The 22,379-nt window shown below is 67.3% G+C and carries 25 protein-coding genes; 10 read left to right on the top strand and 15 right to left on the bottom strand.

Annotated features, from left to right (window positions below; translation table 11 throughout):
• Nucleotides 1–32 precede the first annotated feature (32 nt).
• From nhaA to ACNO8X_RS18555, 4 genes are all read right to left on the bottom strand, one after another.
• Nucleotides 33–1,316 (bottom strand): Na+/H+ antiporter NhaA, encoded by a 1,284-nt coding sequence (gene nhaA / locus ACNO8X_RS18540; RefSeq protein WP_418002190.1) that lies wholly within the window; start codon nt 1,314–1,316, stop codon nt 33–35.
• Nucleotides 1,317–1,420: 104 nt separating this feature from the next.
• The gene (locus ACNO8X_RS18545; RefSeq protein ID WP_418002191.1) at nt 1,421–2,179 is read right to left on the bottom strand and encodes an ABC transporter permease; all 759 of its coding nucleotides are present in this window, start codon (nt 2,177–2,179) and stop codon (nt 1,421–1,423) included.
• A gap of 2 nt (nt 2,180–2,181) precedes the next feature.
• Complete coding sequence (locus tag ACNO8X_RS18550; RefSeq protein ID WP_418002192.1) at nt 2,182–2,892, bottom strand: fluoroquinolone transporter permease; 711 nt, start codon at nt 2,890–2,892, stop codon at nt 2,182–2,184.
• Nucleotides 2,889–3,770 carry an ABC transporter ATP-binding protein gene (locus tag ACNO8X_RS18555; protein ID WP_418002193.1) on the bottom strand — a complete coding sequence of 294 codons (882 nt, stop codon included), beginning with the start codon at nt 3,768–3,770 and terminating at the stop codon, nt 2,889–2,891. The genes ACNO8X_RS18550 and ACNO8X_RS18555 overlap by 4 nt, the downstream gene beginning before the upstream one ends.
• A 120-nt stretch (nt 3,771–3,890) precedes the next feature.
• On the opposite strand from ACNO8X_RS18555, the gene ACNO8X_RS18560 reads away from it, so the two are divergent.
• Nucleotides 3,891–4,334, top strand: a complete 444-nt coding sequence (locus ACNO8X_RS18560; protein WP_418005952.1) for a GbsR/MarR family transcriptional regulator — start codon at nt 3,891–3,893, stop codon at nt 4,332–4,334.
• A gap of 4 nt (nt 4,335–4,338) precedes the next feature.
• Here the strand turns inward: ACNO8X_RS18560 and ACNO8X_RS18565 are convergent, their stop codons facing one another.
• Together ACNO8X_RS18565 and ACNO8X_RS18570 are read right to left on the bottom strand one after the other, a co-directional pair.
• Nucleotides 4,339–5,526: a class I SAM-dependent RNA methyltransferase gene (locus tag ACNO8X_RS18565; protein ID WP_418002194.1), complete on the bottom strand. Its 1,188-nt coding sequence runs from the start codon at nt 5,524–5,526 to the stop codon at nt 4,339–4,341.
• Nucleotides 5,527–5,539: 13 nt separating this feature from the next.
• Nucleotides 5,540–7,534: an APC family permease gene (locus tag ACNO8X_RS18570; RefSeq protein WP_418002195.1), complete on the bottom strand. Its 1,995-nt coding sequence runs from the start codon at nt 7,532–7,534 to the stop codon at nt 5,540–5,542.
• A 104-nt stretch (nt 7,535–7,638) separates the two neighbouring features.
• Between ACNO8X_RS18570 and ACNO8X_RS18575 the strand changes: the two genes are divergently transcribed.
• A complete protein-coding gene (locus tag ACNO8X_RS18575; protein WP_133761856.1) occupies nt 7,639–8,313 on the top strand; it encodes a potassium channel family protein in 675 nt (224 codons plus the stop codon).
• Between the two features lie 9 nt (nt 8,314–8,322).
• Nucleotides 8,323–8,982, top strand: a complete 660-nt coding sequence (locus ACNO8X_RS18580) for a potassium channel family protein (RefSeq protein WP_043393866.1) — start codon at nt 8,323–8,325, stop codon at nt 8,980–8,982.
• Here the strand turns inward: ACNO8X_RS18580 and ACNO8X_RS18585 are convergent.
• Nucleotides 8,979–9,572 carry a DUF3159 domain-containing protein gene (locus tag ACNO8X_RS18585; RefSeq protein WP_418005953.1) on the bottom strand — a complete coding sequence of 198 codons (594 nt, stop codon included), beginning with the start codon at nt 9,570–9,572 and terminating at the stop codon, nt 8,979–8,981. The two genes, ACNO8X_RS18580 and ACNO8X_RS18585, sit on opposite strands and share 4 nt — an antisense overlap.
• A gap of 119 nt (nt 9,573–9,691) precedes the next feature.
• A complete protein-coding gene (locus ACNO8X_RS18590) occupies nt 9,692–10,063 on the bottom strand; it encodes an OB-fold nucleic acid binding domain-containing protein (RefSeq protein WP_418002196.1) in 372 nt (123 codons plus the stop codon).
• A 185-nt stretch (nt 10,064–10,248) separates the two neighbouring features.
• On the opposite strand from ACNO8X_RS18590, the gene ACNO8X_RS18595 reads away from it, so the two are divergent.
• Nucleotides 10,249–10,959: an alpha/beta hydrolase gene (locus ACNO8X_RS18595; RefSeq protein ID WP_418002197.1), complete on the top strand. Its 711-nt coding sequence runs from the start codon at nt 10,249–10,251 to the stop codon at nt 10,957–10,959.
• On the opposite strand, the gene ACNO8X_RS18600 is transcribed toward ACNO8X_RS18595, so the two are convergent.
• The gene (locus ACNO8X_RS18600; protein WP_260939380.1) at nt 10,946–11,689 is read right to left on the bottom strand and encodes a DUF3710 domain-containing protein; all 744 of its coding nucleotides are present in this window, start codon (nt 11,687–11,689) and stop codon (nt 10,946–10,948) included. The two genes, ACNO8X_RS18595 and ACNO8X_RS18600, sit on opposite strands and share 14 nt — an antisense overlap.
• Nucleotides 11,689–12,153 (bottom strand): dUTP diphosphatase, encoded by a 465-nt coding sequence (gene dut, locus ACNO8X_RS18605; protein ID WP_418002198.1) that lies wholly within the window; start codon nt 12,151–12,153, stop codon nt 11,689–11,691. The genes ACNO8X_RS18600 and dut overlap by 1 nt, the downstream gene beginning before the upstream one ends.
• A 25-nt stretch (nt 12,154–12,178) precedes the next feature.
• On the opposite strand from dut, the gene ACNO8X_RS18610 reads away from it, so the two are divergent.
• On the top strand, nt 12,179–12,670 hold the full coding sequence (locus ACNO8X_RS18610) for a DUF3093 domain-containing protein (protein ID WP_043394059.1): 492 nt from the start codon (nt 12,179–12,181) through the stop codon (nt 12,668–12,670).
• Nucleotides 12,671–12,762: 92 nt separating this feature from the next.
• Here ACNO8X_RS18610 and ACNO8X_RS18615 read toward each other — a convergent pair whose 3' ends face one another.
• Nucleotides 12,763–13,065: a DUF4193 domain-containing protein gene (locus ACNO8X_RS18615; RefSeq protein ID WP_029105318.1), complete on the bottom strand. Its 303-nt coding sequence runs from the start codon at nt 13,063–13,065 to the stop codon at nt 12,763–12,765.
• A 162-nt stretch (nt 13,066–13,227) separates the two neighbouring features.
• Between ACNO8X_RS18615 and cei the strand changes: the two genes are divergently transcribed.
• The gene (gene cei / locus ACNO8X_RS18620; RefSeq protein WP_071285299.1) at nt 13,228–13,878 is read left to right on the top strand and encodes an envelope integrity protein Cei; all 651 of its coding nucleotides are present in this window, start codon (nt 13,228–13,230) and stop codon (nt 13,876–13,878) included.
• A 10-nt stretch (nt 13,879–13,888) separates the two neighbouring features.
• Here cei and ACNO8X_RS18625 read toward each other — a convergent pair whose 3' ends face one another.
• Nucleotides 13,889–14,740, bottom strand: a complete 852-nt coding sequence (locus tag ACNO8X_RS18625) for an inositol monophosphatase family protein (protein WP_418002199.1) — start codon at nt 14,738–14,740, stop codon at nt 13,889–13,891.
• Nucleotides 14,741–14,811: 71 nt separating this feature from the next.
• Between ACNO8X_RS18625 and ppgK the strand changes: the two genes are divergently transcribed.
• The 3 genes from ppgK (at nt 14,812) to ACNO8X_RS18640 (ending at nt 18,147) form a co-directional block, all read left to right on the top strand.
• On the top strand, nt 14,812–15,600 hold the full coding sequence (gene ppgK / locus ACNO8X_RS18630) for a polyphosphate--glucose phosphotransferase (RefSeq protein WP_418002200.1): 789 nt from the start codon (nt 14,812–14,814) through the stop codon (nt 15,598–15,600).
• A gap of 191 nt (nt 15,601–15,791) precedes the next feature.
• Complete coding sequence (locus ACNO8X_RS18635) at nt 15,792–17,213, top strand: RNA polymerase sigma factor (protein WP_418005954.1); 1,422 nt, start codon at nt 15,792–15,794, stop codon at nt 17,211–17,213.
• Between the two features lie 430 nt (nt 17,214–17,643).
• A complete protein-coding gene (locus ACNO8X_RS18640) occupies nt 17,644–18,147 on the top strand; it encodes a DUF664 domain-containing protein (protein ID WP_418002201.1) in 504 nt (167 codons plus the stop codon).
• A gap of 56 nt (nt 18,148–18,203) precedes the next feature.
• Here ACNO8X_RS18640 and ACNO8X_RS18645 read toward each other — a convergent pair whose 3' ends face one another.
• The 3 genes from ACNO8X_RS18645 to ACNO8X_RS18655 form a co-directional block, all read right to left on the bottom strand.
• Nucleotides 18,204–19,655, bottom strand: coding sequence for a histidine phosphatase family protein (locus tag ACNO8X_RS18645; protein ID WP_418002202.1), 1,452 nt, complete (start codon nt 19,653–19,655; stop codon nt 18,204–18,206).
• Nucleotides 19,656–19,933: 278 nt separating this feature from the next.
• Nucleotides 19,934–21,514 (bottom strand): histidine phosphatase family protein, encoded by a 1,581-nt coding sequence (locus ACNO8X_RS18650; protein WP_418002203.1) that lies wholly within the window; start codon nt 21,512–21,514, stop codon nt 19,934–19,936.
• Between the two features lie 113 nt (nt 21,515–21,627).
• Nucleotides 21,628–22,011, bottom strand: coding sequence for a DUF952 domain-containing protein (locus ACNO8X_RS18655; protein WP_418002204.1), 384 nt, complete (start codon nt 22,009–22,011; stop codon nt 21,628–21,630).
• Nucleotides 22,012–22,165: 154 nt separating this feature from the next.
• Between ACNO8X_RS18655 and ACNO8X_RS18660 the strand changes: the two genes are divergently transcribed.
• The gene (locus ACNO8X_RS18660; RefSeq protein WP_133761845.1) at nt 22,166–22,354 is read left to right on the top strand and encodes a DUF7455 domain-containing protein; all 189 of its coding nucleotides are present in this window, start codon (nt 22,166–22,168) and stop codon (nt 22,352–22,354) included.
• Nucleotides 22,355–22,379: the final 25 nt, after the last annotated feature.

Here is a 22,379-nt window from a genome sequence, read left to right on the forward strand (position 1 = left end):
ACAGTCTACGCACGCACCACGGGTACAGCCGGTCAAGGCTGATAGATGTCCGGCACGCCGTCGCCGTCGTCATCGGCGGTCTCACGTTCGTGAATGCGGCGATAGGCGGCGTTGCGGGACATCAGCACCACCGCCGCCAGCATCCCGGCAATCACCGAACCCGCGAGCACGCCTATCTTGGCGTCAGCGCCGGCGGGGGTACCGGCGCCGAACGCCAGCTCACCGATCAGCAGCGAGACCGTGAACCCGATCCCGGCCAGCAGCGCCACCCCGGCGACGTCGAGCCAGCCGAGTCCCTCGTCGAGCTCGGCACCGGTGAATCGCGCCAGCAGGAATGTGGTGCTGAACACACCGATGGCTTTGCCGAACACCAGCCCCAAGAGGACGCCGGCGGTCACCGGGTGCGTGATCGCGTCCACCAGACCGGGCCAGCCGCCAACGCTCACGCCCGCGGCGAAGAACGCGAACACCGGCACCGCCACCCCGGCGGACAACGGCCGCAGCGCGTGCTCGAACGCCTCGGCCGACGCGTGCTTGCCCAGGACCGGCACCCCGAATCCGAGGAGCACCCCGGCCACCGTGGCGTGGATGCCGCTCGCATGAACCAGCGCCCAGGTCGCCGCGGCCAGCGGCAGCAGCAGCCACCAGTGCCGGATGCCGCGCTGCACGGCCGCCACGAACAGCCCGCCGGGAATGACGGCCAGCGCCAACGCCGCCGGGTTGAGGTGGTCGGTATAGAAGCAGGCGATGACGATGATGGCCAGCAGGTCGTCGACCACCGCGAGAGTCAGCAGGAAGGTACGCAGCGCGGTGGGCAGGTGCGTGGAAATCACTGCGAGGACGGCAAGGGCGAACGCGATGTCCGTCGCGATCGGCACCGCCCAGCCGTCCAGATTCTCCGGGTGCCCCAACCACAGGTTCAGGCCGACGAAGATGCCGGCGGGCGCCAGCATGCCGCCGACGGCCGCCGCGATGGGCAGCGCGGCCCGCGCCGGGTCGCGCAGGTCGCCGGCGACGAACTCACGTTTGAGTTCGACACCGACCACGAAGAAGAAGATCGCCAACAGCCCGTCGGCCGCCCAGGCCGACAGGCTGAGCCGCAGGTGCCAGGACTGCGGGCCGACCGCGAACTCGGACAACGCGTGATAACTCTGCGCGGCAGGCGAATTCGCCCACACCAGGGCGACACCGGCAGCGAGCAACAGCAGGATGCCGCCGACGGTCTCTTTGCGCAGAATCTCCGCAAACCGCTGCGTCTCGGGCCAGGTGGCGCGGGTCAGCAGACGCCTGCGCGGCCCCTCATTGCGGTTGATCATCACGAGACTCCTGGGCAGCGTTGAACGGCGCCGACCAGGCTTCCCGGCACACCTGACCGCTAACCTACCGTGCAGTCATCGCCGACCGAGCACGACGGTGGGCCTCAACCGCCGCAGGAATTCTTGGACAAAAAGCGCCGGAACAGCAGCCACGCCAGCATCCCGTTGTACACGCCACCGCCCAGGACATATGGCCACCACACCCCGTGGCCGCTGGCGACCCAGAAAGCCTTGGCCGGCCAGAACGGCGGTAGCACCCCGAACAACAGGCCCCAGCCGGAGTCTATGAACCATGGCAGGCACGGCAGACCCGCTATCAACATGCCCAGGCCCCGCACCGCGGCCAGCCCCTGAATCTTGTTCCCGGCCATGGCCACAATCAGCAACAGGGTCACCACTGCAGACATGCCGGCCAGTAGGCCGATCGGCACCAGGGGCGCGAGCAGGCCGGGTCCGAGGATGCCACTGAACGACATCGTGGCGATGACGTACGCGGTAGTCACCACCATGACAGTGGCCGCCCGGTAGCCGAAGAAAGTCGACAACGGTACCGGTGTCACCCGGAGCGCGGTCAGCGTTCCGGCGTCGACCTCATCGAGCACCAGAAAGGCGGCCAGCGCACCGGCGATGATGATGCTGGTGAGCAACAGGAACGCCGTGAGAATCAGCGGATAGTAGGCGGCGAGGTCGAATCCCTTGCGGCGGGCCAACATATCGGCGACCATCGGCGTGAGCACCGCGACGCCGGTGGTCCAAATCGCCGGAGCGATGACAATCATCACCAGTAGCGGGTCCCGGTAGGTGCCGCGAAGGTCGTTGCGGCCGAAGGCGATCAGTGCGCGGACCGTGGTTCCGTGGGACATCGCTACATGCCTCCCGACTTCGCGACGACATAACGGTCGAAGAGCACCCGCGCCGTCCAGGCCAGCGCTGCGACGCACACCATGGGATACCCGATGGCGTAGCCGATCTGCCACGGCGTCAGCTCGACCTGACCGAATGCCGCCCCGAACAGCAGGAGCGGCCCCTGGGTGGGGATCAGATACAGCACGGGATGCGACCAGATCCCGGCATAGTGCAGGATCGGCAGATTCATCACCGCGAGTGGAATGGTCGCAGCGAGGAACCAATCGCTCACCGAGGCGAACGGCAGCGAGGTCGTGAACCCGACCAACAGCATCAACAGCGTCCCGAGCGTCACGCCGACCAGCAGCGGCGCGGACAGCTGGCCGATACCGTGCACCGACGTCGTGACCGTGACAGCGACGAACAACGAAACAGCCAGCAGCACAGTCAATTTGGCGGCAAGATACTCGCCGAAACGCATCGGGGTCGACACGACGGCGCCGATGGTGCGTTCCTGCTTCTCGAAAAACACGGTGCCTGCGACGAAGAAGAACCCGATGATCGAGGTGTCACCCAGCAGCACGTATGGCTCCGCGACGGGACGCAGACCCGCGGGCATCGGCAACAGCACCGCGAGCCAGATCAGTCCGGAGAACACCGCGGCATGCAGGAATCGCTGCCGGACCTGCAGCAACAGCTCCAGGCGCACAGCACTGCGAAACCTGTTCACGTCAACCGCCTTCCGGTGACCTCGACGAAGACGTCATCGAGGCTCGCCTCAAGGCTGTGGATGGTCTCGACGTGCCGGTCCCGCAACACCGCGTGAAACGCCGGGTCGTCGGCCAACCCATCCAAACCGAAGTCGGCGGCGTGCAGCACACCATCGTCACCACGGAACTCCATCCGCACCGACCGCCTGCTGCGTGCGATCTTCAATTCGGCAGGCGCGTCCATCGCCACGATCCGGCCGTCGACCACGAAGGCGACCTGATCGCAGAGTTCGTCGGCGGTCGCCATGTTGTGGGTGGTGAGAAAGACGGTGCGCCCCTGCGCTTTCAAATCCAGGACGATGTCGCGCACCTTGCGGGCGTTGACCGGATCCAGCCCGGAGGTCGGTTCGTCGAGGAACAGCAGCTCGGGATTGTTGAGCAACGCCCGGGCAAAGGTGAGCCGCATCTGCATGCCCTTGGAGTACCGGCCGACGCGGGTCCCGGCGTCGTCAGCGAGACCGACGGCGTCGAGCAGCTCCATGGGGTCGGCGGTCGCCCCCGCGTACAGCGAGGCGAAGAAGCGCAGGTTCTCCAGCCCCGTCAGCTTCTGATAGTGGTTCGGCAGTTCGAACGAGACGCCGATGCGTTCGTAGTAGTCCGGCCCCCAGTCCAGCGGGTCGCGGCCCCACACCGTCGCTTCGCCACCGTGCCCGCGCAGGAGCCCGATGAGCAGCTTCTGTGTCGTCGACTTGCCCGCACCGCTGGGACCGAGAAACCCGAAAATCTCGCCTTGCCGCACGGTGAAATCCATGCCGCGGACGGCGGGTACGTCCGCTTTCGGATACGTGTAGGTCAGTCCGCGGACGCGGATGACCTCCGCTGACCCGGTGTGCACCATGTCGTGCCGGCCCCTTTCAGCCAGAGTGCCGCGAAAGCTCGCGCCTCAGACTATACTGATGTTTCAGAAATTAGTGAAACAATTGAGGCCTGAGGGGAACCCGTGTCACAGGACGCCGATCTGCAGGACGTCGCCGAGCAACTCGCCCTGGTATTGACCGGTCTCGGACTGCAGCGAATGACCGCCCGCGTGCTGGCGACGCTGCTGTTCACCGAACAGGCCACGATGACCATGACCGAGCTCGGCGAGCAGCTCCAAGCCAGTGCCGGCGCCATCTCAGGTGCGCTCAAGATGCTGACCTCGGTCGGCCTGGCCGAACGGGTACCCGTACGCGGCAGCCGCAAAGATCACTACCGGCTGCGCGACGACGCCTGGGCGGTGCTGTTCACCAGTCAGAACGTCACGCTGACGGCCATGCAGTCCGCTGCCGACACGGGCATCGCCGCCGCGCCGGCCGACAGCCTGGCCCACCACCGTCTCACCCAGATGCGGGACTTCTACGCATTCCTGTCTGCCGAGATCCCCGCACTGCTCGACCGATTCCACAACCGGCCGGGCTCGTAAGCAGCTACCGGGTCAACAGAGCCACGCACTCGACGTGGTGCGTCAACGGGAACGAATCGAAGACGCGCAGGTTCGTCACCTGGTACCCGTGTCCGCGGTACAGGCCGATATCGCGGGCGAAAGAGGCTGCCTCACAACCGATGTGGATCACCCGCGGCACCCCGGCGGCGGCCAGCTGGTCGATGACCTCGTGTCCGGCGCCGGTGCGCGGCGGATCCAGCACGGCGACATCGGCCGCGACCCGCTGGGTGGCCAGCGCCCGGCGCACCGAATCGGTCACCACCTCGACGCAACCCAGATCCCCGCGCGCGGCCCGGGCCGCGCGCGCCGATCCGCGTGAGGTGTCCACCGTCAGCACCCGGCCCGACTCCCCCACCGAGCCGGCCAGCGCCGCGGCGAAAACGCCTGCGCCGCCGTACAAATCCCACGCAGTCTGCCCGTTGGAGAGCTCGGCCCATTCGGCGACCAGCGCGCTGTAGGTGGTGGCGGCGTCGCGGTGGGACTGCCAGAAGGCCGTGACCGGAACGAGCCATTCCTGATCGCCGACGCGCTGCACGGCTTCGTACTCGCCCGAGACCACTTCGGTCATGCCGGCCTTGCTCTTCTTGCCGCCCCGCGGACCGGACCGCACGACGTGCCGCTGCCCGGCGTCGTCGAGCACCACGTGCAGGTGCGAACCCCGCGGTTGCAGCGGCAGCTCATCCAGCATCCCGGCCGGCACCTGAGCACACGACAGGTCGGTCACCAGCTCGTCGCTGTGGTACCGGTGGAAGCCGGCTCGGCCGTCCGCGCCGACTTCCAGGCGCACCCTGGTGCGCCACCCGGTCGCGCCGACGGTGCCGACTTCCGCTGCGACAAGGTCACCGGCCTCGTGCCCGCCGAGCCGGGCCAGCTGATTGGCCACGACCTCGCCCTTGAGCCGCCGCGCCGCGGCCGGATCGACGAAAGCCAGGTCGCAGCAACCGGATCCCTGCGCCCCGGCGATCGCGCACAACGAATCCACCCGGTCGGGAGACGCCTCGAGGACCTCGAGAGCATCGGCGTGCCAGTACGCCCCGCGCTCGGACGTCACCTCGGCGCGCACCACCTCACCCGGCAGCGCGTGCCGGACGAAGATCACGCGGCCGTCGTGCCGCGCCACGCAGCTGCCGCCGTTGGCCGGCGGGCCAACGGTCACTGTTACCTCAGTCATTCAATGATGCCGGTCATTCGATGATGCCCCGTCTCGTGTCGCCCGGCGCCGAACCCGGAGTCATGGTCACCTTCACGCGCTCCGACGAATTCAGCTGCCACGGAACGGAAGTCACCATCACGTTGGGAATGAACAGCAGCCGGCCCTTGAGCCGCAGCGCGCTCTGATTGTGCAGGATGTGCTCCCACCAGTGGCCCACCACGTACTCCGGGATGAACACCGTCACGACGGTGCGCTTCGAGTCGGCCGTGATGCGCTTGACGTAATCGAGGATGGGCCGGGTGATTTCGCGGTACGGCGAGGCGATGACCTTCAGCGGGACGGACACGTCGCTGTCTTCCCATTTGTGCACCAGCTCGCGTGTCTCGGCGTCATCGACGCTGACGGTGATGGCCTCCAGCACGTCCGGGCGGGTCGCCCTGGCGTAGGCCAGGGCCCGCAGCGTCGGCAGATGCAGATTGGACACCAGCACCACCGCGTGGTTGCGGCTGGGCAGCACCACGTCCTCGTCCGGCCCGGATCGGGCACGCAGTTCCTTGGCGACGGTGTCGTAGTGCTTGTGGATCATCTTCATCAGCACGAACAGCGCGCTCATCGCCAGAATCGCGATCCAGGCACCGGCCAGGAACTTGGTCACGATGACCACCAACAGCACGGAGCCGGTGCACAGGAACCCGATGGTGTTGACGACCCGCGCACGGTACATACGCCGCCGCTCGGACCCGTCGGTCTCGGTGCGCAGCAACCGGTTCCAGTGCCGCACCATGCCGATCTGGCTGAGCGTGAACGACACGAACACGCCGACGATGTACAGCTGGATCAGCGCCGTGACCTCGGCGTTGAACGCGACGACGAACGCGATGGCGGCGAACGCGAGGAACAGGATGCCGTTGGAGAACGCCAGCCGGTCACCGCGAGTGTGCAGCTGCCGCGGCAGGTAGCGGTCCTGCGCCAGGATCGAGCCCAACACCGGGAAACCGTTGAACGCGGTGTTGGCGGCCAACACCAGGATCAAGCCGGTCACCCCGGCGATGGCGTAGAGACCCAGCGGAAAGCCCTGGAACACCGCCTCCGCCAGCTGGGTGACCACGGTCTTCTGGTGATAGTCGGCGGGCGCACCCACCAGCTGGTCCACACTGTCGGCCATCTTCAGGCCGATCTGCTTCGCCAGCAAGATGATGCCCATGAACAACGACACCGCGATGGCGCCGAGCAGCAGCAGCGTTGTTGCGGCGTTGCGCGACTTGGGCTTCTGGAAGGCGGGTACGCCATTGCTGATCGCTTCCACACCCGTCAGGGCGGCACAGCCCGACGAGAACGCGCGGGCCACCAGGAACACCATGGCGAAGCCCAGCACGTCGCCGTGCTCGGACTTGATGCTGAAGCCGGCCGACTCGGCCCGCAGCGGGTGGCCGAGCACGAAGATCTGGATGAAGCCCCACGCCAACATGAGGTACATGCCGATCATGAAGGCGTAGGTCGGTATCGCGAACGCGGTACCGGACTCCCGGATACCGCGCAGGTTCAGCGACGCCAGGATGAGGATCGCCAATACCGAGAACAGCACCTTGTTCTGGGCGACGAACGGCACGGCCGACCCGATGTTGGACATCGCCGACGCCGTCGACACCGCGACGGTCAGTACGTAGTCGACCAATAGCGCGCTGGCCACCGTCAGCCCGGCGGTGTGCCCGAGGTTGGTGGTGACCACCTCGTAGTCGCCGCCGCCGGATGGATACGCGTGCACGTTCTGCCGATAACTGGCGATCACGATGAGCATGACCGCGGCGACCGCGAGACCGATCCACGGCGCCATCGAATAGGCCGACAGACCGGCAACCGACAGCACCAGGAAGATTTCCTCCGGCGCGTAGGCGACGGACGACAGCGCATCCGACGCGAACACCGGAAGAGCGATACGTTTGGGCAGCAACGTGTGGGCGAGCTTGTCGCTTCGGAAGGGTCGGCCGATCACCAACCGTCGCGTAGCGGTCGAAAGCTTGGACACGAGAGCCAAGGGTAAGCCCCCGGGGCTCGGGTTGTAGCGTTCGGACTGAGCTGAGGCATGAAATTCGCTTCGGGGCCGGTTCCTGGCCCAGAAAGGATCGGCTGGTGCGAGTAGTCGTGATGGGCTGCGGCCGGGTTGGCGCATCGCTGGCAGACGGGTTGGCCCGCATCGGCCACGAGGTCGCCGTGATCGACCGAGACAAGACGGCCTTCCATCGGCTGTCCCCCGAATTTCCCGGAGAACGCGTGCTGGGCATGGGTTTTGACCGCGACGTGCTGGAGCGGGCCGGTATCGAAGAGGCGGGCGCGTTCGCCGCCGTGTCGTCCGGCGACAACTCGAACATCATCTCGGCGCGGGTCGCGCGCGAGACCTTCGGCGTGCAGCGCGTCGTGGCGCGCATCTACGACGCCAAGCGCGCGGCGGTGTACGAGCGGCTGGGCATCCCGACCATCGCCACGGTGCCGTGGACCACCGACCGGTTGCTGAATCTGCTCACCCGCGAGACCGAGACCACCAAGTGGCGCGATCCGTCGGGCAACGTCGGCGTCACCGAACTGTCCCTGCACGAGGAGTGGGTCGGCTACCGCGTCACCGCGCTGGAAGCCGCGACCGGCGGCCGTGTCGCATTCCTCATCCGGTTCGGCAGCGGCGTGCTGCCGGACGCCAAGACCGTCATCCAGGCCGGCGATCAGGTGTACATGGCCGCGGTGTCCGGCCGCGTCGCCGAAGCCATCGCCATCGCCTCACTGCCGCCCGGCGACGACGTCGAAAGCCACTAGGGAGCGCACATGAAGGTCGCAATCGCGGGCGCCGGCGCCGTCGGCCGCTCCATCGCGCGGGAGCTGGTCGATCACCACGAGGTGACGCTGCTGGAGCGCAATCCGGATCACATCGACGTCGACGCCGTCCCTGCCGCGCAGTGGCGTCTGGGTGACGCGTGCGAGCTGTCGCTGCTCGAGTCCGTCAAACTGCACGAATTCGATGTCGTCATCGCCGCCACCGGCGACGACAAGGCCAACGTCGTGGTCAGCCTGCTCGCCAAGACCGAGTTCGCGGTCCCCCGCGTCGTGGCCCGGGTCAACGACCCGCGCAACGAGTGGCTGTTCGACGACAGCTGGGGCGTCGACGTCGCGGTGTCCACGCCGCGCATGCTGGCGTCACTGGTCGAAGAAGCCGTGTCGGTGGGCGACCTGGTCCGCCTGATGAGTTTCCGCAAGGGCCAGGCCAATCTGGTCGAGATCACGCTGCCCGACGACACCCCGTGGGGCGGCAAGGCGGTCAAGCGGCTGCAGCTGCCGCGCGACGCGACGTTGGTGACGATCCTGCGCGGCCCGCGCGTGATCGTGCCCGAGTCCGACGAGCCGCTCGAGGGCGGCGACGAACTGCTGTTCGTCGCGGTCGCCGAGGTCGAGCAGGAGCTGCGCAACCAGGTGCTGAATCCGAGCTAGTCCTCGGTGACGTGATGCTCGGCGTCCCGGAGGGCCTTCTGGGCCGTCCGGATGGCCAGGTAGGACGCCAGCGCGGCGACCGCGGTGAGCGGCCAGCCCATGGCGATACGCGCCACTCCGAGCAGGCCCGTCTGGTCCTGCCCGTACAGGTGGTTCTGGACCAGGAACCGCGCCGCGAACACCAGCACCCAGACCGCAGTCGCGATGTCGAACGCCAGCACCGCACGCCGGATGTCACGCCAGCTGCGGTCGTGCCCGGTGACCCAGCTCCAGCCGTAGCCGACCAATGGGCGGCGGATCACGATCGAGATCGTGAACACCCCGGCGTAGATCAGCGACGACCAGATGCCAAGCAGGAAATAGCCTTTCGAGGCGCCGATCAGGTAGGCGATCAGCGCGCTGATCCCCACGCCGATGAAGCCCGACACCGCCGGCTGCACCGATTCACGGCGCGCCAGCCGCCACACCAGGACCAGGCCGGCGACACCGAGCGCTGAATAGATCGCGGCAGCCAGCCCGAAGAAGCTGGAGACCGGGACAAAGACGAGGACCGGCAGGGACGAATAGATGAGGCCGCTGATGCCGCCCATCTGCTCCAACAGGACGTGCGCCGTCAGCTTCGCGTCGCGGTCGTCCTCCTGGGCCTCAGCGATGATTTCGACGTCGGCTTCGGCCTGCTCGCTGTCCGCGGTCCCCTTGTCGGGGAAAGTCACTTCTGAATCTCGTAATGCGGGTTGTAGATCGCCTTGGCCCCGCTGTCCAATTTGCCCAGCCGCCCGTGCACCCGCAGGGTCCGCCCGGACTCGATGCCTGGGATGCGCCGCTGTCCCAACCAGACCAGCATGACCGTGTCGGTGCCGTCGAACAGCTCGGCCCGTACGCCACCCGAACAGCCCTTGCCGTTGGTCTCGACACAACGAAGCGTGCCGACCATCGTCACTTCTTGTCCGCGTGTACAGTCCACCGCCCGCATGGCGCCGGTGTTGAGGGCCTCGTCGTTCAGCTCCTGGACATCACTCTGTTCGAGGTCCTCGGTAAGCCGCCGGGTGAGCCGGCGCAAATAGCCTTCCGCCGTAGCCATGGTCTCTCCTGAGACTTGCTGCGAATCCACCGTGGACCCGCTATCTAACCAACGTCACGCTAGACCTCTTGGTTCCGATTCGCCATTTCGGCGCGGGATATATCTTCGTTATCCCGCTCACTGGACCGCACTTCCGGCGCGACCCCCTTGCGAGCGCCATTTCCACCGCCGGGCACCATCGAGGGATGACGGCCAACTTGCAAGGGATGACCGCGGTACTCCTGCCCGGCACGGGATCTGACGACGACTACATCCGCAGAGCCTTCGGTGGCGCCCTGCTCGAAGCGGGTGCCGTGGTGGTCGCGCCACGACCGCTGCCGGGTGGCCTGATCGCCGGCTATCTCGAAGCGCTCGACGCCGCCGCGCAGCAGGGCCCGATCATGGTCGGCGGGGTATCGCTGGGCGCTGCGGTGGCGACGAACTGGGCGCTGAGCCACTCGGATCAGTGCATTGCCGTCCTGGCCGCACTGCCCGCCTGGACCGGCGAATCCGACGGCGCGCCCGCCGCACAAGCCGCCCGCTACTCCGCGCAGCAGCTGCGCGAGATCGGGCTGGATGCGGCCGTCGCCGGCATGCGCGCGGGCAGCCCGGCCTGGCTCGCGGACGAACTGACGCGGTCATGGACAGCGCAGTGGCCGGGCCTGCCGGACGCGATGGAAGAGGCGGCGGGTTACGGCGGGCCGACGCGTGAACAACTCGCTGAGCTACAGGTGCCGATGGGCGTGGCCGGGGCAGTGGACGACGCCGTCCACCCCGTTGCGGTCGCCGCGGAATGGGCCGTGGCCGCCCCCAGGGCCGCGCTGCGGACCGTCACCCTCGAAGCGATGGGTGTAGAGCCGACGGTGCTGGGCGACGCCTGCGTGGCCGCGCTGCGGGAGGCCGTCAGCCTCCTGTGATGGTGCCCATCTGCTGGGTGCGCAGCTGCTGCATGGCCGAGCCCTGCTCGCTGCGACGGGCGTCGGGCTCACCTTCGGGCTGCTGCTGCATGTGCTGCTGCAGCTGCTCGAGCGCCTGCTGAGCCTGCTCCATCTGCTGCTGCGCCATCTGAGCGGCCGCCGCGCGCAGCTGCTCCAGCAGCGGCTCGGACAGCTGCACCGGCAGCGGGCTGCGGACTGCCAGCGGGGTATCACCGCGGCGAACCACGGTGTCCGCCAACGAGGTTCGGGCCTCGTCGGCGATGGCGTCGATGGTCTCCTCGGTACCGACGACGACGCAACGCACCATCCACCGATAGCCGTCGGCCCCGATGAAGCGCATCACGACCTGCCCCTGGCCGGGCTGCGGCACCGGCAGGCCCACGACCTCGCGGCCCCAGGGCCCGTCTTCGATGCGCGCCTGCGCGTTGTCGCCCCGGAGCGACTCCGCCAGCTCGGCGGCGATCTCGCGCCACAGGCCACCGGTCTTCGGCGCCGCGTACGCCGCGACGGAGAACCGGCCGTTGGGCGTCATGATCCAGACGGCATTCGGCACGCCCTGCTCATTGACCTCGACGTTGAGCTGCGAACCGTCGGGCACCGGGACCAGCACGCCACCCAAATCCAGGCGGGCCGCCTCAGCGTCGGCCGGGTCGTCGAAGTCCTCGATGTCGAAGGGGCCGTCTTCTTCGGAGTTGAATTCGAATGCCATCACAAACTCGCATGTCCGCCGGAGGAACCGTGGCCGCCCGCGCCACGTGAGGTGTCAGCCAGTCCGGCCTCGTCGAACGACGTGACCTCGACCAGCTCGGGCAGCTCGACCCGCTGCACCAGCAGCTGAGCGATCCGGTCGCCGCGCTGGACGGTGATGGGCTCACTGGGGTCGAGGTTGATCAGCGCCACCTTGATCTCGCCGCGATACCCGGCATCAACGGTGCCCGGCGCGTTGACGATCGAAAGCCCAACGCGGATAGCCAATCCCGAGCGCGGGTGGATCAGGCCGACCATGCCGTGCGGAATGGCGACGGCGATCCCCGTCGGCACCAACTCGCGCCGGCCGGGGGCCAGTTCGAGGTCGATTGCGCTGAACAGATCGACGCCGGCATCGCCGTCGTGAGCCCGGGCCGGCATCGGCAGATCCCGGTCCAGACGAACTACCGCCAGAGAGGTGGGCACGGTGCCACAGACTACCCTTGGCCGCGTGTCAGACACGCGAGCAGCCACCCAAACGGTCCGCTACCGAGAGCGGTTGACGGTGCCTTTGTGGTGGTGGTTACCGGGTTTCGGGCTGGCGGCCCTGATCGCGCTGGAAGTGGTGCAAGGCGTGTCGGGGGTGCCGACGTGGGCGCCGTTCGCCGTGCTGCTCCCGGTCGCCGCGGCGACGCTGGTGTGGATGGGGCGCATCGAGCTGCGCGTGGTGGGCACCGGAACCGGACCGGACGCCGAGACCGAGCTGTGGGTCGGGCCGGCGCACATCCCCACGAATGTCATCTCCCGGTCGGCCGAGGTGCCGCGTTCGGCGAAGTCGGCGGCCCTGGGCCGGCAGCTGGACCCCGCCGCGTACGTCGTACACCGCGCCTGGGTCGGGCCGCTGATCCTCGTCGTCCTCGACGATCCGGACGACCCCACGCCGTACTGGCTGGTGAGCACGCGTCATCCGGACCGGGTGCTGGCGGCACTGCAGGGCCGCTGACCGGCCCGCAAGACGGCGAATGGCCGGTCCACGCTCGCAACTGATTCAGCTGCGGGTGTGGACCGGCCATTCGCCGTCCTGAGTGTGAATCCCTAGGCGGCGCAGTCAGTGCAGATCATCACGCCGTTCTTCTCGCTGGCGAGACGGCTGCGGTGTTGCACCAGGAAGCAGCTCGAGCAGGTGAACTCATCGGCCTGCTTGGGCACCACTCGGACCGAGAGTTCCTCGCCCGACAGGTCAGCGCCGGGCAACTCGAAGTTTTCGGCCGAGTCGGTTTCGTCGACGTCCACGACGGCGGACTGTGCCTCGTTGCGTCGTGCTTTGAGCTCCTCCAGAGAGTCCTCGGAAACCTCATCAGTCTCTGAACGCCGCGGGGCGTCGTAATCGGTAGCCATGGTCATCCCCTCCGTTACCTTGCAGCAGAGCTTTGTACCAGCGTCGAACGCTTCTACCAAATGATTCGTGCCCAGAAAGCGCGCCGATTATATGTGATTTGCATCACATACGCCAGGGATGGTTCGTAATCACGCTGGCTGCGGGGCATCTACAGTGCACATGTGGTCGCTCAAATCACCGAGGGCACAGCCTTCGACAAGCACGGCCGGCCGTTCCGCCGCCGCAACTACGTGCCCGGCGCGGTGCTGTTCGCAGTGCTGGCCGTCGCGACGCTGATCGCCTGGCTCGTGGTCGCCAACCAGCCCGCCGAAATCCACCAGGCGATCACCTGCAATCCCCCACCGGCGCCGAGCGAGCCGAACCAGCCGAAGCTCGGCGACGAGGTGTCGCAGTCCTCGATGGTCAACGTGGTGCCGGCCAAGCTCGCCGACACCAAGATCAAGGTGCTCAACGCCAGCGGCCAGGGCGGCCAGGCCAGCGAGGTCGCCGGCGAGCTGCGCGACCTCGGGTTCGCTCAGCCGGCGGCAAGCAACGACCCCGTGTACGCCAGCACCCGCATGGAGTGCCAGGGCCAGATCCGGTTCGGCCCGGCCGGCAAGTCCGCCGCCGCCGCCCTGTGGCTGGTCGCGCCCTGCACCCAGCTGTTCCAGGACCAGCGACCCGACGACTCCGTCGACCTGGCGATCGGCACCGAGTTCAACGAGCTCGCCCACAGCGACGACATCGAAGCCATGCTGGCCAGCCTGAAACCGGACGCGACCCAGCCTGCCGACACCTCGCTGCTGCCGAAGATCCACAGCGGGACCTGCTAGCCGGGACCCGCTAGCGGTAGCCGACCCGCGCCAGCTGACCGGCCAGCGCCGCGGACACCCCGGGTGCCGCGGCGACGACGAGGTCGTCGTCTGCCGCGCCGGGCGCGGGCAACCGCACCACCGCGCCCGCCTCCTCGGCGATCAGGGCCGCGGCAGCCCAATCCCACACGTGCACACCGGATTCGAAGTACGCGTCGAGCTGTCCGGCGGCAACCATGCACAGATCCAGGGCGCACGACCCGACGCGGCGGATGTCCCGCACCTCGGCCAGCAGCTCGGCCACCGCACCGGCCTGACGGCGCCGACGCTCGCGCTCGTAGGCGAACCCGGTCGCCACCAGCGCCATGGGCAGTTCGTCGATGACGTTGCAATGCAGAGCGGTTGACACGCCGTCCCGGATCACCACGGACCCGTGACCGCGCGCAGCGGAGAACACCTCGCCGGTGGCCGCGTTGGCCACCGCACCGGCCACCGACACCCCGTCGATCTGCACGCCGACGGACACCGCGTAGGCACCCAGCCCGTACATGAAGTTCACGGTGCCGTCGATGGGATCGAGCACCCACACCGGCACGCCCGCCGGAGCCTGCGCCGCGCCGCCTTCCTCCTCGCCCAAGATCGCGTCGCCCGGCCGCAACGCCGCCAGGCGCTCCCGCAGCAGCCGCTCGGTCTCGGTGTCCACCACGGTCACCGGATCGGTCGGACTGCTCTTGGTGCGCACCGCGCCGTCACCCTGCGGAGCACCTGCGAAAACCTCGGTGCGCCGCCTGCGGACGAAGCCGGCGGCCTCGGTCGCCAACTGCTCGGCGAGCGCTCGCAGCGCAGCAGGTGCGGTGCCACTTTCGGGTTCGCGTGCAGTCATGACACCTATCGCAGCACACGCGGTTAGGGTGTGGGTCGCGCCCTCTTGCCCACCCCCTCCAAGGAGTGCTGATGACCGAGACGCCCACCGGACCGACTGACGGCTCGCAGCATCGAGCGCTGGGTATCGACGTCGGCGGCAGTGGCGTCAAAGGCGGCATCGTCGACCTCGACACCGGGCAGCTGGTCGGTGAGCGCTTCCGGCTCCCCACCCCGCAGCCGGCCACTCCCGAAGCCGTCTCCGAAACCGTCGCCGCGGTCGTCCGCGAGTTCGGCTGGACCGGACCGCTGGGCGTGACCTACCCCGGCGTGGTGACCGAGGGCATCGTGCGCACCGCGGCCAACGTCGACAGCAGCTGGATCGGCACCAACGTGCGGGACATGTTCGCCTCGCGGTTGAACGGCCAGGACGTGACCGTGCTCAACGACGCGGACGCTGCCGGGCTGGCCGAGGAGAAGTTCGGCGCGGGACGCGAGGTGAGCGGGCTGGTCGTGTTGCTGACGTTCGGCACCGGCATCGGCTCGGCGGTGATCTACGACGGTGTGTTGTTGCCCAACACCGAGTTCGGGCACATCGAGGTCGGCGGCAAGGAAGCCGAGCACCGGGCCGCGTCGTCGGTCAAGGAACGCAAGGACTGGTCGTACGAGCGCTGGACCGAGGAGGTCACGAAGGTGCTGGTAGCGGTCGAGAACGCGATCTGGCCGGACCTGTTCATCGTCGGCGGCGGGATCAGCAAGAAGGCCGACAAGTGGGTGCCGCTGCTGAAGAACCGCACGCCGGTGGTCGCCGCGACGCTGCAGAATTCGGCCGGCATCGTCGGTGCCGCGATGGCCGCCGACGGCGCTCTGCATCACCACTAGCGGCCCGCCAACGCTCCGAGCCTGCCGCTGATACGGCTTCTGGGCACTATGTCGTTACAATGGTCAACGGCGGCCGCCTGAACGGATAGCGGCGAACATCCGATCGAAGATCGACGCCAATATTCGACAGCCGACGCTTTTCGGTGGCGCACGCCCACGCCACCGATGTACGAAAGACCGAAAGGGTGGCCGTGGTAGCGACCAAAGCCAGCGAGACAGCCGACGAGCCGGTGAAGCGCACCACCAAAGCCCCCGCTAAGAAGGCCGCCGCCAAGGCTGCGCCGGCCAAGCGTGCCGCGAAGGCTCCCGCGAAAAAGGCCGCCGCGAAGGCTCCCGCCAAGCGCGGCCCGCGCAAGGCCGCCGATTCGACCAAGCCGGAAGACGGCGTCGCCACCGACGACGTGACCGACGTCGACGACCTCGCCGTCGAACCCGATGAGATCGACGTCGACGACGCCGACCTGGAACTCGACGACGACCTCGAGGCCGACGACGAGGACGAAGCCGCAGAAGGTGACGCCGAGGGTGAAGCCACCGCGGAGGGCGCCAAGGCCGCTCCCAAGGCCACCGAAGGCGACGAGTCCGACGACACCGCGGAGCCGTCCGAGAAGGACAAGGCTTCCGGCGACTTCGTCTGGGACGAGGAAGAGTCCGAGGCGCTGCGGCAGGCCCGCAAGGACGCCGAGCTCACCGCCTCCGCCGACTCCGTGCGTGCGTACCTCAAGCAGATCGGCAAGGTCGCGCTGCTCAACGCCGAGGAGGAGGTCGAGCTCGCCAAGCGCATCGAGGCCGGCCTGTACGCCACCCAGCTGATGTCCGAGCTGCTGGAGAAGGGCGAGAAGCTGCCCGCCGCGCAACGTCGCGACATGCAGTGGATCTGCCGCGACGGCGACCGCGCCAAGAACCACCTGCTGGAAGCCAACCTGCGTCTGGTGGTGTCGCTGGCCAAGCGCTACACCGGCCGCGGCATGGCGTTCCTGGACCTGATCCAGGAAGGCAACCTGGGCCTGATCCGCGCGGTCGAGAAGTTCGACTACACCAAGGGCTACAAGTTCTCGACGTACGCCACCTGGTGGATCCGTCAGGCCATCACCCGCGCCATGGCCGACCAGGCCCGCACCATCCGTATCCCGGTGCACATGGTCGAGGTGATCAACAAGCTCGGCCGCATCCAGCGTGAGCTGCTGCAGGACCTGGGTCGCGAACCCACGCCCGAAGAGCTGGCCAAGGAAATGGACATCACGCCGGAGAAGGTGCTGGAGATCCAGCAGTACGCGCGTGAGCCCATCTCGCTGGACCAGACCATCGGCGACGAGGGCGACAGCCAGCTCGGTGACTTCATCGAGGACAGCGAAGCCGTGGTGGCCGTGGACGCCGTGTCGTTCACACTGCTGCAGGATCAGCTGCAGTCGGTGCTCGAGACCCTGTCCGAGCGCGAGGCCGGTGTCGTCCGGCTGCGCTTCGGCCTCACCGACGGCCAGCCGCGCACGCTGGACGAGATCGGCCAGGTCTACGGCGTGACCCGCGAGCGCATCCGCCAGATCGAGTCCAAGACCATGAGCAAGCTGCGCCACCCGTCGCGCTCGCAGGTCCTGCGCGACTACCTGGACTAATCCCCCAGATCGAACAGCTGCCCCGAAACTTCCCGTTTCGGGGCAGTTTTCGTCTGCTCGGCGAAGTTCAGCAGGGCACGCAGCGGTACCCGTTCCAGATCCAGCCTGCGCCGCAACCGTGGTCGCCTGTTTCGCCGCGACAGTTCATCGGTTGCGCGACGACCGTCGGCTGTGGACTGAACGTCGTTGTATCGGTTGAGCTTTGTACCGCTTGCGCGAGAGGCATCGGACCGGCGGGCGCGACCAACAGCGCCGCAGCGGCAACAGCCAGAACAGTTTTGGTGTGCATGAAAGCCTCCGGCGTCGGGGTCGAATTGGATACCAACCGTCAAATTTTACGCTTGCGTCAGATTGCTGACCAGGGGTCAGGCTCCCCCACTGCCCAAAAACCTGAGGCGGGGAAAGCCCTGCATATGAAAGGCTTTCGCGTATGCCGATCTCGGAGCATCCACTGGGCCAAGCGATGCTGGACGTCTCGTCCGAGTGCTTCGCAGCGATGGCTGACGTCCTCACCGCACTCGGTGACGACCTCGCCAATCGCCGGCCCGACCTGCCCGGCGCGAACAGCTGCTATGCCATCGTCAACCACTGCATCGGGGTGGTCGACTACTGGGCGGGCTCTTTCATTGCCGGACAACGGATCCCGCGGGACCGCGACAGCGAGTTCACCGCCACCGGACGGGTCGACGAGCTGCTGGAACGGCTGACGGCCCTGCAGCAGCGCCTGCCCGGCTGGATCGAGGTGGCCGTCACCGAAGGAATCCGGGACCGCGCGCTGGGCGACGGGATACGCGGCGGCACCACGCGCGCCGCGGTGCTGGCCACGGCCAGCCCGGAGTGGACGTTGCTGCACATCCTGCACGACATCGCGCAGCACGTCGGGCACCTGGAGATCACCAGAGACCTGCTGGTCTCCACGCGAACGGAGAGCTGACGCAAATCGGCCCCCTGCTCCGCGAAACAGGGGGCCGATTTCGTTGTGAGGAACCGTCAGTCGGTGCTGCCGGCTCCTGCTGTGGCATGAGCCTTGGCAGTGTCGGCCTTGGCCTGAGTCTCGGCCTTCTTCTCCTCCGCCGCTGCCTTCTTGGCGTCTGCCTTGGCTTTGGCGGCCGCCTTCTTCTCTGCAGCCTTGGCCTTGGCCGCAGCCTTCTTGGCCTCCGCGGCTGCCTTCTTGGCCTCGGCCTTGGCCTTGGTGGCGTCGGCGTTGGTCTGACCGTCGACCTTGACCTGATCGGCCTGGCCGTCGTCGGCCTTGGCGTTTGCGTCAGCCTTGACGTCGTCGCCCTTGGCGGTATCGGCCTTGGCCTGGTCCGCCTTGGGGTCGGCAGCCTGCGTGTCACCGACCTTGGCCGGTGAGTCGCCTGCCTGAGCCGCGGCCGGAGCCTTGGCCGCAACCGGAGCCGGAGCCGAGAAGGCAGCCGGCGAGACCGCCGCGTCCGAAGCCGGGCCGGTGGTCTTGGCGCCTGCCGGAGCAGGAGCCGGCGGGGTCAGCTTCTTCTGCAGGTTTTCGACGGCTGTGGTGACGCCGCCGATGACCTGAGCGTTGATCGCCCGCGCGAACTTGGCCGTCGAGAACAACGCGTCGGCCGCGCCATGGTTGATCGCGGTCAGGATTTTGCCGACGTCACCGGTCTTGAATGCCGTGGCAACGTCCCGGACCACCCCGCCGAGCTGACGAGACAGCGTGCGGACCTGGGTCAGCACCCGCTCGATCGGGCCCTTCTGCATGCCGGCGATCTCGACGCCGTTCCAGTTCACCAGGTTCCAGCCGTCCTCGGGGTTGCCCTCGACGACGACATAGTTGGTGTTGGACAACGGGTGCTGGGTGAACAGCATGATCTTCTGCTCGGGGCTCAGATTCTTGGCGTTCATCATCGTCCAGATCATGATGGTGCCGCCGTGCGAGAACACCGCCGCGTTGCGATCGCCGTTGTCGTAGATCGTCTGCAGGGCGCCGTTGACCCGGTCCTCGAACTGATGGCCGTTGAGGCCGGTGGTGCTACCCGGTGCGCTCGGGATGAACGCGTCCAGGTTCGGGGTGATCGGGTTGAAGCTGACGTTCGGCGGCGGCGTCACCGACAGGCCCGCCCAGGCCAGCGGAGCCGTCAGGTAGCCGAAGAGCGCCGCCCGTTCCGGCGTGCCTTCGTACATGCCGGCTTCGATCTCCTGGATGCCCGGCAGCACCCTGATCGGCAGACCGAGGTACTGCGACATCGGCGCCGCGGTCTGCTGCGTGCGGACCATCGTCGAGGCGTAGATGGCGTCGTAGTTGTTGTCGCCCAGCTTGGCCGCGATGTCCTTGGCCTGCTGCTGGCCCAGGTCGGTCAGCACCGGGCCCGGCGTCGACGTGTCGCCGAGCCCCGACAGGTTGCCGTACGACTGACCGTGCCGGATGAACGTGATCGTCATGTTCTCGGCCGCCCACGCCGGCAGCGCCGACATGACCAGAAAGGCACCGGCCGTCAATGCGACGCCCAGCCCTTTCAGCCCCCGTGCACGACGGCGATGCCCCGTCGCGCCGTGTGAATTCGTGTGGTTAATGGTGTCCTCACTGTCCGACGGAAACATATTTACCCGCGCGACAGTGCCAGCCCTGTAACGGTGATACAGACCACAATCCCGGCCAGTGGGCAGCTTTGTCACAGTCTGGCGAGGCGACGGCAAACGCAAATCGGCCCCCTGCTCCGGAGAGCAGAGGGCCGATCGCTCGACGGTAACCGTCAGTCGGTGCTTCCAGCGCCAGCGCCGGCCTTGGCAGATTCTGCCTTGGCCTTGGCTTCGGCCTTCTTGGCCTCAGCAGCGGCCTTCTTCTCCTCGGCCTTGGCCTTGGCGGCAGCCTTCTTCTCCTCAGCTGCAGCCTTCTTGGCGTCAGCCTTGGCCTTGGCGGCAGCCTTCTTCTCCTCAGCCGCAGCCTTCTTGGCGTCAGCCTTGGCCTTGGCAGCGTCAGCCTTGGCCTGACCATCAGCCTTGGCGGCGTCGGCGTCAGCCTTGCCGTCATCAGCCTTGGTGGCGTCTGCGTCAGCCTTGGGCTCGTCGGCCTTGTTGGTGGACGCCGGAACGTCGGCAACCTTGGCCGGCGAGTCGCCGGCGGCAGCCGCAGCCGCGGTCTTGGCGGCAACCGGAGCCGGAGCCTTGAACGCAGCCGGCGAGACCGCCGCACCCGAAGTCGAGCCCGTGGTCTGAGCGCCTGCCGGAGCAGGAGCCGCCGGCGGAGTCAGGCGCTCCTTCAGGTTGTCGATGGCGTTGGTGACGCCGCCGATGACCTGTGCGTTGATGGCGCGGACGAACTTGGTCGTCGAGAACAGCGCGTCGGCCGCACCGCGGTTGATCGCGTTGAGGATCTGACCCACGTCACCGGTCTTGAACGCCGCCGCGACATCCTGAACCACGCCGCCGAGCTGACGAGACAGCGTGCGGACCTGGGTCAGCACGTTCTCGATCGGGCCCTTCTGCATGCCGGCGATCTTGATGCCGTTCCACTCCACCAGGTTGTAACCGTCGGTCGGGTTGCCCTCGACCACCACAACGCCGGTGTTGCCCAATGGCGCCGTCGCGAACAGGTTGAGCTTCTGCTCCGGTGACAGATTCTTGGCGTTCATCAACGTCCAGAACATGATGGTGCCGCCGTGCGCGAACACCGCCGCGTTGCGATCGCCATTGTTGTAGATCTGCTCCAGAGAGGCATTGACCCGAGCATCGAAGTCGTTGCCGTTCAGGCTCACCGGCTGAGCCGCTCCACCCGGAATGGCTCGCGAGGGATCGGTGTAGTTCGGGTTCGCCGGATCGAGGTAGCCGTAGCTCACCGCATGGGTGACCGGATCCACGTTGATCTTCAGACCCGCCCAGGCCAGCGGGTACGAGATGTAGCCCAGGCCGGCAGCTCCGCGCTCCTGCCCGTTTTCGAACATGCCGGCTTCGATCTCGTGCACACCCGGCAGTACCTGGATCGGCAGACCCAGGTACTGCGACATCGGTGTCGCCGTCAGCTGCGTCCGGACCATGTCCGAGGCGTAGATGGCGTCGAAGTTCCGGTCACCGAGTTTGGCCGCGATGTCCTTGGCCTGCTGCTGACCGTCAGCGGTCAACACCGGACCCGGAACCTGCGTATCGATGCGGTTCTCCGCATTCGCAGTCGACTGACCGTGCCGAATGAACGTGATGGTCATGTTCTCGGCCGCCCATGCCGGCAGCGCCGACATGACCAGAAGGGCACTGGCCGTCAGAGCGACGCCGAGTCCCTTCAGTCTCCGTGCGCGACGGCGCTTGCCGGTCGCGACTTCAGAATTTGTGTGGTTGATCATGTCCTCACCGTCTCGGGGATATTTACGCGCGCGATCGTGCCAATCCCGTGACCGTGATTCAGGCCACATTCCCGATCAGTGGACAGGTTTCTCACACTGTCGTTCATTTGCCGTTAACCAAAACCATCCGTCGGAAAATTTGCCGGCAGGGCTGCGAAGGCTCCGTCTGCGTCGGGCCGGTAGGGCACAGTGCGGGTCACCGCCGCAGCGGGGAGCGGTCCGTACAGGTGCGGGAAGAGCATCGACTCCGGATCCGTCGGCACCCCGGGCTCCCAGCGAACCGGCGACCCCAGCCGTCCGGGATCACACACCAGCAGGATCAGATCGAACTGGCCGCGGTAGAGCCGGTTGGCCGGCAGGTGCACCTGCTCGGGCGCCGACAGATGGACGAACCCGACCTCGTCGAGCGACGGCGGCCGCAGCTCACCATCGAACTGAGCACCCGCCCAATCCGTTTCACTACATAGATGGACCAGGACGGCGGGCGACGGGATCATCCGGCCAGCCTGCCGCGCCTGCAACTCGGACGATAGGTGAGACACGACACACCCGTGAACACCTGGGGAACAACGCTGGAATCCAAATCGTCTGAGAGAGTAGAGATGTGTAACCGGCAAAGCGCCCAGGCGGCGACGAGCAGAAGGAGGAGCCATGAACGCAACTCTGACCGGCCCGACACTGACACGGGCCGACCGCTGTGACCGGTGCGGTGCTGCCGCCCGTGTTCGCGCTACCCTGCCGTCCGGCATGGAGCTTCTGTTCTGCCAACACCACGCGAACGAGCACGAATCCAAGCTGGTCGAATTGGCCGCCGTGTTGGTGGTCAGCGCCGAGGACTGAGTGACCCGCCGGTCACCTCAAATAC

The sequence above is a fragment of the Mycobacterium sp. PDNC021 genome (genome assembly GCF_048282635.1).
In the GTDB taxonomy this organism is placed as follows: Bacteria; Actinomycetota; Actinomycetes; order Mycobacteriales; family Mycobacteriaceae; genus Mycobacterium; species Mycobacterium llatzerense.

What these genes read in the sequence shown, in the direction of transcription:
- ACNO8X_RS18650 (WP_418002203.1), bottom strand. Translation starts at nt 21,514, where the DNA reads ATGATCAACCACACAAATTCTGAAGTCGCGACCGGCAAGCGCCGTCGC.
- ACNO8X_RS18655 (WP_418002204.1), bottom strand. Translation starts at nt 22,011, where the DNA reads ATGATCCCGTCGCCCGCCGTCCTGGTCCATCTATGTAGTGAAACGGAT.
- ACNO8X_RS18600 (WP_260939380.1), bottom strand. Translation starts at nt 11,689, where the DNA reads ATGGCATTCGAATTCAACTCCGAAGAAGACGGCCCCTTCGACATCGAG.
- ACNO8X_RS18580 (WP_043393866.1), top strand. Translation starts at nt 8,323, where the DNA reads ATGAAGGTCGCAATCGCGGGCGCCGGCGCCGTCGGCCGCTCCATCGCG.
- ACNO8X_RS18625 (WP_418002199.1), bottom strand. Translation starts at nt 14,740, where the DNA reads ATGACTGCACGCGAACCCGAAAGTGGCACCGCACCTGCTGCGCTGCGA.
- ACNO8X_RS18565 (WP_418002194.1), bottom strand. Translation starts at nt 5,526, where the DNA reads ATGACTGAGGTAACAGTGACCGTTGGCCCGCCGGCCAACGGCGGCAGC.
- ACNO8X_RS18585 (WP_418005953.1), bottom strand. Translation starts at nt 9,572, where the DNA reads ATGGGCGGCATCAGCGGCCTCATCTATTCGTCCCTGCCGGTCCTCGTC.
- ACNO8X_RS18640 (WP_418002201.1), top strand. Translation starts at nt 17,644, where the DNA reads ATGCCGATCTCGGAGCATCCACTGGGCCAAGCGATGCTGGACGTCTCG.
- ACNO8X_RS18660 (WP_133761845.1), top strand. Translation starts at nt 22,166, where the DNA reads ATGAACGCAACTCTGACCGGCCCGACACTGACACGGGCCGACCGCTGT.
- ACNO8X_RS18555 (WP_418002193.1), bottom strand. Translation starts at nt 3,770, where the DNA reads ATGGTGCACACCGGGTCAGCGGAGGTCATCCGCGTCCGCGGACTGACC.
- ACNO8X_RS18615 (WP_029105318.1), bottom strand. Translation starts at nt 13,065, where the DNA reads ATGGCTACCGATTACGACGCCCCGCGGCGTTCAGAGACTGATGAGGTT.
- ACNO8X_RS18595 (WP_418002197.1), top strand. Translation starts at nt 10,249, where the DNA reads ATGACGGCCAACTTGCAAGGGATGACCGCGGTACTCCTGCCCGGCACG.
- ACNO8X_RS18545 (WP_418002191.1), bottom strand. Translation starts at nt 2,179, where the DNA reads ATGTCCCACGGAACCACGGTCCGCGCACTGATCGCCTTCGGCCGCAAC.
- ACNO8X_RS18645 (WP_418002202.1), bottom strand. Translation starts at nt 19,655, where the DNA reads ATGTCGGCGCTGCCGGCGTGGGCGGCCGAGAACATGACGATCACGTTC.
- ppgK (WP_418002200.1), top strand. Translation starts at nt 14,812, where the DNA reads ATGACCGAGACGCCCACCGGACCGACTGACGGCTCGCAGCATCGAGCG.
- ACNO8X_RS18590 (WP_418002196.1), bottom strand. Translation starts at nt 10,063, where the DNA reads ATGGCTACGGCGGAAGGCTATTTGCGCCGGCTCACCCGGCGGCTTACC.
- nhaA (WP_418002190.1), bottom strand. Translation starts at nt 1,316, where the DNA reads ATGATCAACCGCAATGAGGGGCCGCGCAGGCGTCTGCTGACCCGCGCC.